This window comes from Pseudomonas sp. W15Feb9B, from assembly GCF_000828175.1.
Taxonomy (GTDB): domain Bacteria; phylum Pseudomonadota; class Gammaproteobacteria; order Pseudomonadales; family Pseudomonadaceae; genus Aquipseudomonas; species Aquipseudomonas parakoreensis.
In genome coordinates this window covers 1-14,551 of sequence record NZ_JTKF01000043.1, presented here as the reverse complement: position 1 = coordinate 14,551, position 14,551 = coordinate 1, and the positions used below count along the sequence as shown (strand labels likewise).

At 59.9% G+C, this 14,551-nt stretch carries 13 protein-coding genes; 5 read left to right on the top strand and 8 right to left on the bottom strand.

Annotation, left to right across the window (positions count from 1 at the left end):
- Position 1: 1 nt before the first annotated feature.
- The 3 genes from nuoN to OC71_RS21555 all read left to right on the top strand — a co-directional run bounded on the left by nuoN (position 2) and on the right by OC71_RS21555 (position 3,581).
- Positions 2–1,465, top strand: a complete 1,464-nt coding sequence (gene nuoN / locus OC71_RS21565; RefSeq protein ID WP_041073209.1) for an NADH-quinone oxidoreductase subunit NuoN — start codon at positions 2–4, stop codon at positions 1,463–1,465.
- A 197-nt stretch (positions 1,466–1,662) separates the two neighbouring features.
- Complete coding sequence (locus tag OC71_RS21560; protein WP_041073207.1) at positions 1,663–1,920, top strand: hypothetical protein; 258 nt, start codon at positions 1,663–1,665, stop codon at positions 1,918–1,920.
- Positions 1,921–2,255: 335 nt separating this feature from the next.
- Positions 2,256–3,581, top strand: coding sequence for an OprD family porin (locus tag OC71_RS21555; RefSeq protein ID WP_041073205.1), 1,326 nt, complete (start codon positions 2,256–2,258; stop codon positions 3,579–3,581).
- A gap of 158 nt (positions 3,582–3,739) precedes the next feature.
- On the opposite strand, the gene OC71_RS21550 is transcribed toward OC71_RS21555, so the two are convergent.
- The 8 genes from OC71_RS21550 to OC71_RS21515 form a co-directional block, all read right to left on the bottom strand.
- The gene (locus OC71_RS21550) at positions 3,740–4,261 is read right to left on the bottom strand and encodes a hypothetical protein (RefSeq protein ID WP_052510612.1); all 522 of its coding nucleotides are present in this window, start codon (positions 4,259–4,261) and stop codon (positions 3,740–3,742) included.
- Positions 4,219–4,509, bottom strand: coding sequence for a DUF1778 domain-containing protein (locus tag OC71_RS21545; RefSeq protein ID WP_041073246.1), 291 nt, complete (start codon positions 4,507–4,509; stop codon positions 4,219–4,221). The genes OC71_RS21550 and OC71_RS21545 overlap by 43 nt, the downstream gene beginning before the upstream one ends.
- Positions 4,510–4,798: 289 nt before the next feature.
- Positions 4,799–5,053, bottom strand: a complete 255-nt coding sequence (locus OC71_RS21540; RefSeq protein ID WP_041073201.1) for a DUF6124 family protein — start codon at positions 5,051–5,053, stop codon at positions 4,799–4,801.
- Between the two features lie 460 nt (positions 5,054–5,513).
- Positions 5,514–5,846 (bottom strand): DUF2790 domain-containing protein, encoded by a 333-nt coding sequence (locus OC71_RS21535; RefSeq protein ID WP_041073199.1) that lies wholly within the window; start codon positions 5,844–5,846, stop codon positions 5,514–5,516.
- A 76-nt stretch (positions 5,847–5,922) separates the two neighbouring features.
- Positions 5,923–6,126 carry a co-regulatory protein PtrA N-terminal domain-containing protein gene (locus OC71_RS21530; protein ID WP_041073197.1) on the bottom strand — a complete coding sequence of 68 codons (204 nt, stop codon included), beginning with the start codon at positions 6,124–6,126 and terminating at the stop codon, positions 5,923–5,925.
- A 257-nt stretch (positions 6,127–6,383) separates the two neighbouring features.
- Entirely contained in the window at positions 6,384–9,533 is a 3,150-nt protein-coding gene (locus OC71_RS21525; protein WP_041073195.1) for a CusA/CzcA family heavy metal efflux RND transporter, read from the bottom strand.
- Between the two features lie 15 nt (positions 9,534–9,548).
- Entirely contained in the window at positions 9,549–10,742 is a 1,194-nt protein-coding gene (locus tag OC71_RS21520) for an efflux RND transporter periplasmic adaptor subunit (RefSeq protein ID WP_041073193.1), read from the bottom strand.
- A 49-nt stretch (positions 10,743–10,791) separates the two neighbouring features.
- Positions 10,792–12,039 carry a TolC family protein gene (locus OC71_RS21515; RefSeq protein WP_041073191.1) on the bottom strand — a complete coding sequence of 416 codons (1,248 nt, stop codon included), beginning with the start codon at positions 12,037–12,039 and terminating at the stop codon, positions 10,792–10,794.
- Positions 12,040–12,450: 411 nt separating this feature from the next.
- Here OC71_RS21515 and OC71_RS21510 point away from each other — a divergent pair, with 411 nt between their 5' ends.
- Together OC71_RS21510 and OC71_RS21505 are read left to right on the top strand one after the other, a co-directional pair.
- Positions 12,451–13,125, top strand: coding sequence for a heavy metal response regulator transcription factor (locus tag OC71_RS21510; protein WP_003223767.1), 675 nt, complete (start codon positions 12,451–12,453; stop codon positions 13,123–13,125).
- Positions 13,122–14,551: heavy metal sensor histidine kinase (locus OC71_RS21505; RefSeq protein WP_041073189.1), on the top strand; the 1,430-nt coding region annotated here is incomplete at its 3' end. The genes OC71_RS21510 and OC71_RS21505, both read left to right, overlap by 4 nt.

The following is a 14,551-nucleotide window of genomic DNA, read 5'->3' as shown; positions in this document are numbered from 1 at the left end:
TATGGAATTCACGATTCAACACTTTATTGCGCTTGCGCCACTGTTGATCACCAGCCTCACCATTATCGTGGTGATGCTGGCAATCGCCTGGCGCCGCAACCACTCGCAGACCTTCCTGATTTCGGTCGCCGGTCTGAATCTGGCCTTGCTGTCGATCCTGCCAGCCCTGAAAGTCGCGCCTCTGGCCGTGACGCCATTGCTGCAAGTCGACACCTTCGCCTGTCTGTACATGGCGCTGATCCTGGTCGCCACCCTCGCCTGTGTAACCCTCGCCCATGCCTACCTCGGCGATGGCGGCTCGGGTTACCCGGGCAACCGTGAAGAACTGTACCTGCTGATCCTGATGGCCGCCGCCGGTGGTCTGGTTCTGGTCAGCGCGCAGCATCTGGCCGGGTTGTTCATCGGTCTGGAACTGCTGTCGGTGCCGGTCTACGGTCTGGTGGCTTACGCCTTCTTCAACAAGCGTTCGCTGGAAGCCGGCATCAAGTACATGGTGCTGTCGGCCGCGGGTTCCGCGTTCCTGTTGTTCGGTATGGCCCTGCTCTACGCTGATGCCGGCACCCTGAGCTTCAACGGTATCGGTCAGGCACTGGCTACCACCAACCTGCCGAGCTCGCTGGCTCAGTTGGGTCTGGGCATGATGCTGATCGGTCTGGCGTTCAAGCTGTCGCTGGTACCGTTCCACCTGTGGACGCCAGACGTCTACGAAGGTGCTCCGGCGCCGGTGGCCGCGTTCCTCGCCACGGCGTCGAAGGTTGCCGTGTTCGCGGTGATGGTGCGTCTGTTCCAGATCTCCCCTGCCGCGAGCAGTGGCGTGCTGAGCGACGTACTGACCGTCATCGCCATCGCCTCGATCCTGTTCGGTAACCTGCTGGCCCTGACCCAAAGCAACCTCAAGCGTCTGCTCGGTTACTCGTCCATCGCACACTTCGGCTACCTGCTGATCGCGCTGGTGGCGAGCAAGGGTCTGGCGGTGGAAGCCATCGGCGTGTATCTGGTGACTTATGTGATCACCAGCCTCGGCGCGTTCGGCGTGATCACCCTGATGTCCTCGCCGTACAATGGCCGTGACGCCGACGCACTGTACGAGTACCGCGGCCTGTTCTGGCGCCGTCCGTATCTGACCGCGGTACTGACCGTGATGATGCTGTCGCTGGCCGGTATCCCGCTGACTGCCGGCTTCATCGGCAAGTTCTACATCATCGCCACCGGTGTCGAGTCGCACCAATGGTGGCTGGTCGGTTCCCTGGTACTGGGCAGCGCCATCGGCGTGTTCTACTACCTGCGCGTGATGGTCACCCTGTACCTGATCGAACCGAACCTGCGCCGCCACGACGCCCAGCTGCACTGGGAACAGAAGGCAGGCGGCGTGATGCTGCTGGCCATCGCCGTGGTTGCGTTCTTCCTCGGTGTGTACCCGCAGCCATTGCTGTCGCTGGTTCAGCAGGCGGGTCTGGCGGGCTGATATCCGGCTGGCTACACATGAAAACGGCACCTTCGGGTGCCGTTTTTGTTTTTGTGGGATTCAACATCAAAAGATCGCAGCCTTCGGCAGCTCCTACATTGGGATGGTATGCGGTCTGTAGGAGCTGCCGAAGGCTGCGATCTTTTGACTTATAACGCTCTCCCCTTTCTAGGAATTTGCCTGCAAAGTGGTGAGCAATGGCTGACACTCTGCAGAAGGTAATTGCGGTTAAATTTGAGGATCACCTATCAAGTGGAAATCCACGAACCATGAAGCGGGATATTTTTTCAGAGTTGATGGATGGCCTTGATGCGATAGCCGAAGAACACCAAGGCAAAATTACCTTGAAGAAGACGCGTGTAAAACGGATCGGCGACACGAAGGGCAAACTCATACTTCCCGCCGAAACTGATGCCTCTCTATCACACGGTTTGCTGGATACCTTCGAACGATAAAAAGCCACATCGGCTCTCATGTGATCTATCAGACTCACTCAACCCACTGTGGGAGCGAGCCTGATCCGGGCGGCGTTCCGACGAAGGCGTCGGCACATCCCCATCTTCAGTGCCTGACAGTCCGCTTTCGCGAGCAGGCTCGCTCCCACAGGTTTATGTGGCGTTCACTCAATCCATATAACCACATGACGAAATTGTAATTCCCCCATCACCTTGGCGTTATCCGCAGCCTGCAACGATGTGACCCGGCGACCAATGCCGGCGGGCCCTGCCCCGCCGAACAATAAGACCACGCCGACGCACGTTCCCGTTCTGCCAAACCCAAGGAGTGTTTGATGGTTAACAATACAAAAATGTCGATGGCCGCTTTAGCGGTGGTAGTCGGCGCCGGGCCGTCCATGGTGTTTGCAGAAGACAAGCCTGAGGGCTTTGTCGAAGGCAGCAGCCTGACGGTGCTCAACCGCAACTTCTACTTCAATCGTGATCATCGCAACGGCCAGTCCAGCCCCACCGGCAACGGTTATTCCGAAGCCTGGGCGCATGCGGTGATCAGCAAGTTCGAATCCGGTTTCACCCAAGGCACCGTCGGGGTCGGTGTCGATGCATTTGCCATGCTCGGCTTGAAACTCGACACCGGTGACGGCCGCAACGGCGGCCGCAGTTCGTTCGATGTGCTGCCGGTCAACCGTGACGGCCAGGCACGGGATGAGTACACCAAGGTCGGTGGCGCCGCCAAAGTGCGGGCCTTCGATACCGTGGTCAAGGTCGGTGATGTGTTCCCGGCCAACCCGGTGGTAGCCGCAGGTGATTCGCGCCTGCTGCCGGAAAGCTTTCGCGGGGTGACGGCGACCAACACCAGCATCGAAGGTCTGTCGATCCAGGGCGGCCGTCTGCATGCGATGAGCCAACCGGTGTCCAGCGACATGCGCGAAAACTTCGCGACCTTCTACGCCGGTCCGGTCAACTCGCCGTGGATCGCTTACGGCGGCGGCGATTATGTGCTGAACAAGAACCTCAGTTTCAGCCTGTACTCCAGCCGCCTCAAGGACGCCTGGAACCAGTATTACGCTGGCACCGCATGGACCTATCCGCTGGCGGACGACCTGTCGCTGTTCGGGGGGCTGAACTATTACAAAGCAGTCGACGAAGGCAAACAACTGCTCGGCCAGTTCGACAACAACATCTGGAGCGGCCGCGTCGGGGTGAAACTCGGTGCGCACTCCGTCGCCCTCTCCCACCAGCGCAACAACGGCAACGACGACTTCGATTACCTGCGCCAGTCTGACTCGATCTTTCTCGACAACTCGATCCAGTACAGCGACTTCAACTCGCCGAAAGAACGTTCGTGGATGGTGCGCTACGACCTCGACATGACCGCTTACGGCGTACCCGGTTTGTCGTTCATGACCCGTTACGCGCGCGGCACCGACGCCGACTATTCCAACGCCAACGCGGTGTACATGCGCCGCGATGCTGACGGCAATCCGCTGACCGACCAGAAACGCTGGGAGCGTGATGTGGAAGTCAAATACGTGGTGCAGAGCGGTTCGATGAGAGACCTGTCGCTGCGTCTGCGCCAGGCCACTACCCGCGCCACGGCATTCGAGTCGGACCTGGACGAAGTGCGCGTGATCGTCGAATACCCGCTGGCGATTCTCTGAGTTTCCCGAGCAATACCATTCACCTTTAGAAGCTCCTTGCTCCTTTGGTCAGAGGTGAATTTTTTGGCGTCCTTCGGGGCGCCTTTTTTTGCTCTGCGGTCGCGACATAATCAACCCGCTATCGAAATAACCTAGCGAGTAGCTGATTCAGCCAAGCTTTAGCGTAAAGGCAGCATCAGGGTTATAGGGGAAATGTCGGGGCACGGAATGAATCCCGCGTACTTGATATAAAAGCTCGACAGCCGATCATTCAAGGGATGAACAATTATTGCGCTGGATCCGATCGACTGAGACGCGTTGAGAGCTCTTTCAATCGCATCTTGCAGTAAATCGATCGCGAAGCCCTGGCCCTGAGCCTCCCGTGTGACGCCCATACGCCCCAATAGAGTTACCGGATGGACACTGGGCGAGTTGCGTTGACGGCTTTTCGGCATGACGCTGGCGCGGGCGACTGATCCGCTGGAAAGCGTGTAGTAGGCCATCACATTCGACGTGCCTTTGAGGCAACTGACGTACACAACAGCCTGTTTGGTGGATTGGGCTTTTCGCGCCTTCCTCTGCAGGTATTGGTCAATGGTCACCTCACCAGAATCGAAGGCATCGAGTTCGTGTTGGTCGTTGAGCTTCTCGGGCGCGGTCAACTCCAACGTTTTGGACGAGCGAGCAGTTGGTGCAGGCATTCGTTACCTCGAGCCGGATTGGCTTCAATAGCCTGTTCGAATGCGTCAAATGCGCTGTCGTCGAGAAGGAACAGTCGTTTATCCAGAATCACCTCTTCAGCTTTTTGGCAGGCAGCTTCCAGGATAAAACTTGTGCGATCACGACCAGACATGGCGGCTGCCAAATCGATCAGATTACGTTTCTTTTCGTCCGCTCTCATGTTGATTGGAACGGGTTTGGATTTTTCAACGCTTTCAGTTGTGGACATTGTTCTGTTTCCCATCTGGGTAGGTGATGTTGGAGCTGGAGCCTCCTTATGGCGTTAGCACATCAGCTTTTGTTTATTTTTCATTTTCTGACTCCTTGAGTGGCCCGGAGAGGTTTAGGCCATGCTCTTAACGTGAGATCTAACGTTTGAGGTGCGAAGCCATGAGAGCGACTTCGGAGTCGATTCTATACCGACCGTGTAGCTAATGCATATACGCGTATAGCTTTCAGATACACGGTCATTTTATTCAGGTCTGGCGAGAAAAGGATCCTCGTCAAAGGACCTTCGCCTACGTCGCGACTTCCACGTTATCCAGCGCTTTGTTCACCGCCAGTTCACCGAGCATGACCACCTGCGCGATGCCGAGCAGCGTCTTGCGATGCGTCCCCTCCAGCAACGCGGCGAAATCACCGAGCATCACCGTGGCCGAGGCCAGGGATTCGCAAGCATTGGCCAGCAGGGATTCGATGGCGGCGTAGGGGGATGTTGGATCGGGGTCTGCAGGCGTGTCTGTTTCGGGCGGATTCGGTGTTGGCTTTTTCATAATGTTTTACTCAGCTTGACGGTGGAGCTGACCCTTTCGGTTCCACGCGAAAGGGTGGCAGCTGTACGCAGGTTGGAACCCGGGCAACTAAGCAAAACCCGACAGACTCGAAGTCTCCCGCGCACAGCCGCCATAACGGAGTGCACACATGAAAGTGCACAAGCATACGTCATGAACGGTGCGATTTGCTTCAGTTAAGCCGAGGGGTTCCAATCCCGATCGCTGATTTGACAGCGACCCACACAGGCTAGAGAGCGGACGTCCGAGGGACAACCTGAAAACATTGTGGGAAGGTTCTGCTTTTCCCACACAACCTTTAAACATTCCGAATCTAAATACAGATCGTGATACTGAAAATGTGCCCCGTGCAGGAGCTGCCGAAGGCTGCGATCTTTTGACTTTGAAGACCAAGATCAAAAGATCGCAGCCTGCGGCAGCTCCTACAGGGATCCGGTGCTGTTTAGCCACCGCTGTTGCGGCACACGCCGGCCACGCTGTACTTGAGGGTGTTGAGCTGTCCTTGCGAGTCCTCGTAGGTCATGGCCGTCGGCACCACCGAGCAAGCCGGCTGCGGCTTCACCACGCTGACGATTTTCACCACGTCCAGCTTCATGCCGTATTCGTATTCCTTGACCACCGGCGGCGCTTTGCCCTGCTCGGCGGCATATTGCTCCATGGCTTTGGCGTTGGCGCTGAAGGCACGCTCGAAAGTGCGGTCACCGCCGCCTTCGGCCATGACCAGAGAAGACATCGCCATGACGCTGGCGAACGCGATCAACTTGCGTATTTTCATATCCATTTCCTTCCCATCCAGGCATAAAAAAGCCCAGCATCGATGCGCGATGACGGGCTTGATCAAGTGCTGTCGCTTACAGGCTATTGCTGTTGTCGACGGCTTTTTCATTGACCACCACCGGGTTGCCGGCGGCTTTTTCCTTGGCCACGAACAGCTCCATGGAACGATCATTGTTGGTCATCATCCGATCGAACGTGCGGTCGCCGCCACCTTCAGCCATGACCAGGGAAGACATCGCCAACGCCACCACAAAAGCACCCATTTGTACGATTTTCATTTTTGATTCCTCGTTTAAGTAACTGACGGGATCAAGGTAACAAGGCGTACCTTTCGTGACGGTGGCGGGGGAATTACAGATTCGTAATGTCGAAAATGCGGCAACCAAACACCAATTTCAGGGCTGAGAAATAACTGTGGCGAGGGAGCTTGCTCCCGCTGGGGCGCGGAGCGGCCCTCGCTCTTATTCTGAAAAAGCAAGGCCTGCTGCGCAGTCCAGCGGGAGCAAGCTCCCTCGCCACAGGGTTTGGGGTTGTTCTATTGGATAGGTGTGATGTCCTCATCCCGGCGATGGGCGATCTGGTACAGCGCGGGCAAGATCAGCAGCGTGAGAATGGTCGAGGACAGAATCCCGCCAATCACCACCGTCGCCAGCGGCCGCTGCACTTCAGCGCCGGTGCCGGTTGCCAGCGCCATCGGAATGAAACCCAACGACGCCACCAGCGCCGTCATCAATACCGGCCGCAACCGCGTGAGCGCACCGACATTGATCGCCTCGGCCAGCGACCGCCCTTCCTCGCGCAAATTGCGAATGAACGCGATCATCACCAACCCGTTGAGCACTGCCACTCCGGACAGCGCAATAAACCCGACGCCTGCCGAAATCGACAACGGAATATCCCGCAGCCACAGCGCCATCACCCCGCCGGTCAGCGCAAACGGAATCCCGGTGAACACCAGCAAGCCGTCCTTCAGATTGTTGAACATCATGAACAACAAGCCGAACACCAGCAGCAGCGCCACCGGCACCACAATCTGCAAGCGCTTGGCCGCCGATTGCAGTTGCTCGAACTGCCCGCCCCAACGGGTCCAGTAACCAGCCGGCACCTGCACCTCGCGCTCGATCACCGCACCCGCTTCGCTGACGAACGAGCCGATATCGCGCCCGCGCACGTTGGCGCTGACGATCACCAGACGCTTGCCGTTTTCGCGGCTGACCTGATTCGGCCCGAGCACCAGGTCGAGGCTGGCGACGTCTTTCAGCGCGATAAAACCAATCTGGTTCGCCGCACCGCTCAGCGCCGGCACCGGAATCAGCAGCGCCGACAAACCCTCGATGTCCTTGCGCATGGCATCGGACAAGCGCACCACCATGTCGAAGCGCCGATCGCCCTCATACAAGGTGCCAGCCTGTCGCCCGCCGACGGCCACGGCGATGGTGTCCTGCACATCGCCGACGTTGAGCCCGTAACGCGCCGCCTTGTCGCGGTCGATGTTGATGGTCAGCACCGGCAACCCGGTGGTCTGCTCGACCTTCACTTCAGACGCGCCATTGACCTTCTGCATCGCCGCCGCGATCTTCGCTGCCGTGGCGTTGAGCACGTCCATGTCATCGCCGAACACCTTGACCGCGACATCGCTGCGCACGCCGGAAATCAGTTCGTTGAAGCGCAACTGGATCGGCTGCGACAGTTCATAGTTGCTGCCCGGCAACGTCGCGGCGGCTTGTTGCAACTCGGCCATCAGGGTGTCGCGGGACTTGTTCGGGTCTGGCCATTGCTCCTTCGGTTTGAGCATCACGTAGCTGTCAGAGATGTTCGGCGGCATCGGGTCGGAAGCGATTTCCGCCGTGCCGGTGCGGGCGAACACCCGTTCAACCTCCGGCACTTTGGCCAGGATCAAGGTTTCCAGGCGCTGCTGCATGTCCACCGATTGCGTCAGGCTGGTACCCGGCACGCGCAGTGCTTGCAGAGCGAAATCCCCTTCACTTAGGCTCGGCACAAACTCGCTGCCCATGCGGCTGGTGAGCACGCCGCTGAGCACGATCACCGCCAACGCCGCGCCCACCGCAACCGTGCGATGGGCCATGACCCAGGCCAGCGCCGGCGCATACACCCGACGTGCGCCGCGCATGACCGCGCCCTCTTCTTCCTTGACCTTGCCGGTGACAAACAGCGCAATCGCCGCCGGGACGAAGGTCACCGACAGCAGCATCGCACCGAGCAGCGCGATGACCACGGTGAGCGCCATCGGGTGGAACATTTTCCCTTCGACGCCGCTCAGGGCGAAGATCGGCAGGTACACCACCATGATGATCAACTGACCGAAAATCAGCGGTCGTCGCGCCTCCTTCGCCGCGGCGAAGACCTCCTTGAAACGCTCGGCGCGGGTCAACAAACGGCCGTGATGCTGCTGCGCGTGAGCCAGGCGGCGCAGGGTGTTTTCGACGATCACCACCGCGCCATCGACGATGATGCCGAAGTCCAGCGCGCCGAGGCTCATCAGGTTGGCGCTGACCTTGTTGCTGAACATGCCGGTGAAGGTGAACAGCATCGACAGCGGAATCACCATCGCGGTAATCAGCGCAGCGCGAATGTTGCCGAGGAACAGGAACAGAATCGCGATCACCAGAATCGCGCCTTCAATCAGGTTCTTTTTCACCGTGGCGATGGCTTTGTCGACCAGGTGCGTGCGGTCGTACACCGGCACCGCAATCACGCCTTGCGGCAGGGATTTATTGATCTGTTCGAGCTTGCTGGCCACCGCTTGCGAGACGGTGCGGCTGTTCTCGCCGATCAACATGAACACCGTGCCGAGCACCACTTCACGACCGTTTTCGGTGGCCGCACCGCTGCGCAATTCACGGCCGATTTCTACGGTGGCGACATTCTTGACCCGGATCGGCGTGCCGTCGACGTTGGCCATGACGATGTTGGCGATGTCCTCGGTGCTCGCCACTTGCCCTGGTGCGCGGATCAGCAACTGCTCGCCGCTGCGCTCGATGTACCCGGCGCCGACGTTGGCGTTGTTGCGCTCCAGCGCGGTGATCAGATCGGTGAGGGTGAGCTTGTACGCGGCGAGGCGTTTCGGATCCGGCGCGATCTGGTATTCCTTGGCAAAACCACCGATGGTGTTGATCTCGGCAACACCCGGTACGTTGCGCAATTGCGGCTTGATGATCCAGTCCTGAATCACCCGCAGATCGGTCGGCGTGTAGGCTGTGCCGTCGTCCTTCAACGCGCCTTCCTTCGCCTCCACCGTCCACAGAAAAATCTCGCCGAGGCCAGTGGAAATCGGGCCCATCAGCGCTTCCGCGCCTTCGGGCAATTGCTCCCTGGCGATCTGCAGGCGCTCGTTGACCAGTTGGCGGGCGAAGAACAGCTCGGTGCCGTCCTTGAAGATCACCGTGACCTGCGACAGCCCGGAGCGCGACAGCGAACGGGTCTGCTCCAGTGCCGGCAAACCGGCCATCGCGGTTTCAATCGGGAAAGTGATGCGCTGCTCGGTTTCCAGCGGCGAGAACCCGGCGGCGCCGGTGTTGATCTGCACCTGGACATTGGTGATGTCGGGCACGGCGTCAATCGGCAGTTTCTGATAACTGGCGATGCCGAGGCCGGCCATGAGCAGAACGGCGAGCAGCACGATGATGCGCTGCTCGATGGCAAACTGGATCAGGCGTTCGAACATGGGGACCTTCCAGAATTAATGACTGTGCTCGGCCGAGGCTTTGCCCAGCTCCGACTTGAGAACGAAGCTGCCGGCACTGGCGACTTGCACGCCCGGTTCCAGCCCTTGGGTGACTTCCACGTGGCCGGCGGCGCGGCTGCCCAGTTCCACCGCCTGTGCCTTGAAGCCGTCGTCGGTACGCACGAACACCGTGGGTTTGTCCTCGACGGTCTGGATCGCGGTTTCCGGCACGGCCACTTTCGCTTCGCGGCTGTCAGTGGCGACCCGCGCGCTGACGAACAGCCCCGGTCGCCACGAGCCTTGCGGGTTTTCCAGGGTCACGCGCACGGTCGCGGTGCGAGTCTGTTCGCCGAGCAGACTGCCGACGTAAGCCACGCTGCCAGTCACTTCAGCTTTCAATTCCGGCGCACTGACGGTGACCGGTTTGCCCACCTGCACCTGGGTCAGGTCCTTGGGCGAAACGCCGAAGGTCACCCACACGCGGGACAAGTCCGACAGGGTGAACGCGGCGGTGGTTTCATCGACCACCTCGCCCGGCGTCAGGTGTTTTTCCACCACCACGCCGTCGAATGGCGCGCGCAGTTCGTAGCGATTGCCGCCGGTAGCGACCACGCTGCCGCTGAGCACGCTGATTTTCTGTCGGGCGTTGTTCATGGCGATTTCCGCTTCTTCCAGCGCTTGCTTCGCCTGGAGGAAATCCTGCTCGGCGGAGATCTTGTCCTGCCACAACTTCTTTTCGCGTTCGTAGGTGGTGCGCGCCAACGCCAAGCGACGTTGCGCGGCGGCCTGTTCGCTGCGCTGATCGGAGATCTGCTGACTGGCGATCACCGCCAGCAACTGGCCCTTCTTCACCGCTTGCCCGAGGTTGACCGCCACCGACTCGACCACCCCCGGCACGCGCGGCACGACGTGTGCCGTGCGGTCCTCGTCGAAGCGCACTTCGCCGGGAAACGACAGGCCGAGACTGATGCTTTGCGCCCGCGCCTCGGCCAGTTGAATGCCTGCGGCGGCGATCTGCTCGGCGCTCAATTCGATGTGGCCTTCTTCGGCATGTTCGCCTTCGGCGGCAGCGCCCTCCTCGGCGTGATCGGCGTGTTCGGAGGCCTCATCGGCATGCGCGTCGATATTTGAATTGGCCGGCCACATCGAACCGAGGCCAATGCCCAACGCCAAGGTCGCGACCGCGACCACCATCAGTTTTTTATCCATGGAAACTCCTCTGCGCCGTGCCATCGCGCAGTTGTCTGAAAAGTGAAATTCAAGGGCTGACGCTGAGGTCGCCGAAGATCCGTTCGAGACGCACGCGGGCGTCGGTCGCCTCGCTGACGGCCTGGATGTATTGGCCACGCGCGGCAATCAGGGTGCGCTGCGCGTCGAGCACGTCGAGGAAACCGAACTTGCCCATTTCGAAACCGCGCGTGGCGCTGTCCACTGCGCTTTGTGCGGCGGGCAGGATGGTCTGATTGAACGCGTTGACTTCGCCGTTGGCGGTCTGCCATTGCTCAAGGCTGGTCTGGACTTCGGTGCGCAAACGCAGCTCGGTGGCGTTGCGCAGGTCCCGCGCCTGATCGCTACGGCGTGCGGCGGCGAGCACGTTGCCCTGATTGCGGTTGAACAGCGGAATCGGCATCGACAGCCCGACCACGTTGACCCGTTCGCGCTCGGTTTCGCTGTACTGGCTGCCGATGCTGACGGTCAGATCGGGAATGCGCTGGGACTTTTCCAGGCCCAATGAGGCTTCGCGTTGATCGATCTGCAGTTTCGCCAGACGCAGCTCGGCGGTCTGGTTCAAACGCTCGAGTAAACGGCCGGGCGGCGGCAGCGTGGCGAGGTTTTGCGTGGCGGCTTGCACGTTGGTCGAAGTCGGCAACGGCGCGCCCATGACCTGCGCCAACTGCTGATAGGCGTTGGCCTGATCGCGCTCGGCGCGGCTCAACTCCAGGCGCACTTCCGAGAGTTGCACCTGTGCCCGCGTGCCTTCGACCGGCGACGATTTACCGGCCTCGATGCGCCCTTGGGCCACACGCAAACCGTGCTCGGCCAGTTGCAGCGACTGGCGCGACAGCTGCAGACGTTGCTGCGCAGTCTGCGCGCTGCTGAACGCCTGAATCACATCGGCGCGCAAGGCATTGCGCTTGCGCTCCAGCTCGATGCCGGCGGCGTCCTGCGCGCGGCTGGCAACATCGACCCGCGCTGCGCGTTTGCCGCCCAGCTCAATCGGCTGACTGAGCATCAGCGTGGTGGTGCGCGAGTTGCGCCGGGTGTCTTCGGCCTCCCACGATACCTCGGGATTGGGGATCAGCCCGGCCTGCTGGCGATCGCCCTCGGCGATGCCGATTTCCCACTGCGCGGCGGCGAGATCGGGGTTGCCGGCGAAGGCACTTTGCAGCGCCTGATCCAGTGTCAGGGTCGATGCGCTGGTCAGGCTGCTGCACGCCAGCAACAAGAGGCCGCTGGCGGTTTTGTTCAGGCGTGATCGCGCCGTCAGTTCGATTAAACCGGGCAATGGAGGACTTCCTTTAATTCAGGATTTTTCGATGCCGCCACGTTAGGGTTTTGAACTTATCGACAAGGTGACTGGAACATTACAAATCCGTTATCCACGGTTCAGCAAAGTTGTTTTGTTCTAGGATACGAAGTGCAAAAGGCTTTGCTGCAATACATGGAAACAAATACTCGGTAGTTATCTGCCGTACAGCACTTGCCTGAATGCAATACATGTCTGCTGGCGCTTCCAGGCTGCGACAGGCTGTCGCGGATGGCCGTTTTAAAGGCCTCCGAGATTGACCCTGTAGCCACTACAGCCTTTACCGTGCTTGTCATTCAGTGATTGAACTGCGTCCGGATCCCTTACAAAAACGATAACTTTCCCGGCCACCTTAATTAAATATCCCTTAAATAAAAGTGGTGAAAGATCATGCGAATCCTTGTCGTCGAGGACGAGCTTAAAGCTGCCGAATACTTGCATCAGGGTTTGACCGAAAGTGGTTATATCGTTGACCACGCCGCCACCGGTGCTGATGGATTGCATCTGGCACAACAGCAGGCCTATGACCTGATCATTCTCGACGTGAACCTGCCGGAACTCGACGGCTGGGGCGTGCTGGAACAACTGCGCCGCACCCACTCCACACGGGTGATGATGCTCACCGCGCGCGGGCGGCTGGCGGACAAGATTCGCGGTCTGGACCTGGGCGCCGACGACTATCTGGTCAAGCCGTTCGAGTTTCCCGAACTGCTGGCGCGGGTGCGCACCTTGATGCGCCGCAGTGAAAACATCCCAGTGCCACAGGTGTTGAAAGTCGCCGATCTGGAACTCGATCCAGGCCGCCATCGGGCGTTTCGTGGCGAGCAGCGCATCGACCTGACCACCAAGGAATTTGCCCTGCTGCACTTGCTGATGCGCCAGTCCGGCGAGGTGCTGACCCGTACGCAAATCATCTCGCTGGTGTGGGACATGAATTTCGACTGCGACACCAACGTGGTCGAAGTCTCGATCCGCCGTTTGCGGGCGAAAATCGATGACCCGTTCGACAACAAACTGATCCACACCCTGCGCGGTGTCGGCTACGTGCTGGAGGCGCGGGAATGAAGCCCGCCAGCCTGTCGATGCGCCTCGGTTTGACGGTGAGTATTCTCGGCGCGCTGTTGGTGGTGTTTCTGGCGATCCTTGCGTATTTCGCCTTGACCCATGAGCTCAATGCCCTGTCCCGCGACAGCCTGCAAAAGAAAATGGCGCAGGTGGAGCACAGCCTGTCGCTGTACGTCGACGCCAATGAAGTCAGCGGCAAACCGCACATTCTGCTCGATCAGGTCATGGGCCATGACAACCTGACGCTGACGATTTATGACCATTCGAACCTGCGTTCGCCGCTGCTCAAATCCGGCTCGGGACTCACCGACCCACGGGTGGAACTCAGAGCGGTTCGCGGGACCACCGATCAACTGACCTACAGCGACAGCAGCGATGCCGAAGGCGCGCGGTTCCTCACCGCATCGAAGCTGATTCGCCTCAAGGACGGCAGCAGCGTGCCGGTGCTGCTGTCGATGGACAACGCGCATGATCAAGCGCTGCTCAGTGCCTATCTGCGCTCGACGCTGATCGCGTTGCCGTTGCTGCTGATGTTCATCGGCCTCACAGCCTGGGGCGCGGTGCAGCGCGGACTGGCGCCGCTGCGCGAGTTTCGCAAAGTGGCGGCGATGGTTTCGACTCAGGATCTGGATCATCGGCTGTCGGTGGTCAACATGCCGCAGGAGCTGAGCGAACTGGCGCAGGGCATCAACTTCATGCTGCACCGCCTCGATGCCGGAGTGCAGCAGTTGTCGCAGTTTTCCGATGATCTTGCCCATGAGTTGCGCACGCCGATCAACAACCTGATGGGCAAGGCCCAGGTGACCTTGTCCCGCGAGCGCACGACCGAGGAGTACAAGGATGTGCTGGTGTCCAGCATCGAGGAGCTGGAGCGCGTGGCGCGGATTGTCTCGGACATGCTGTTTCTGGCGCAGGTCAGTCATCCGTCGGCGCTGGCGCCGTTTGAATCGGTGGCGCTGGAGGCGGAAGCGGCGAAGGTCGCGGAGATGTTTTCGCTGTCGGCGCAGGACAAGCAGATTCATTTGAATGTTGTCGGCAGCGCCTCGGTGTTGGGCGATCGGCTGATGATTCAGCGGGCGATTTCCAACCTGCTGTCCAATGCGCTGCGTCATTGCCCGCACGGTAAAACCATCACCTTGCTGATCGAGCGAGGCGCGACGCAGGCTTCACTGCTGGTCAGCAATCCCGGCGTCGGCATCGAAGCACAGCATCTGCCGCACTTGTTCGACCGCTTCTACCGCGTCGACAGCGCCCGCTCGCGCTCGCAGGGCAGCACCGGGCTGGGACTGGCAATCGTGCGCTCGATCATGAGCCTGCATCAGGGTGTGGCGGAGGTGAAGAGCTTGCCCGGCGTCATGACCGTATTCCGCCTCGGTTTCCCTGCGGTGACACCCATGGCCTCATCGCTTGCAGGCAAGCTCCCACA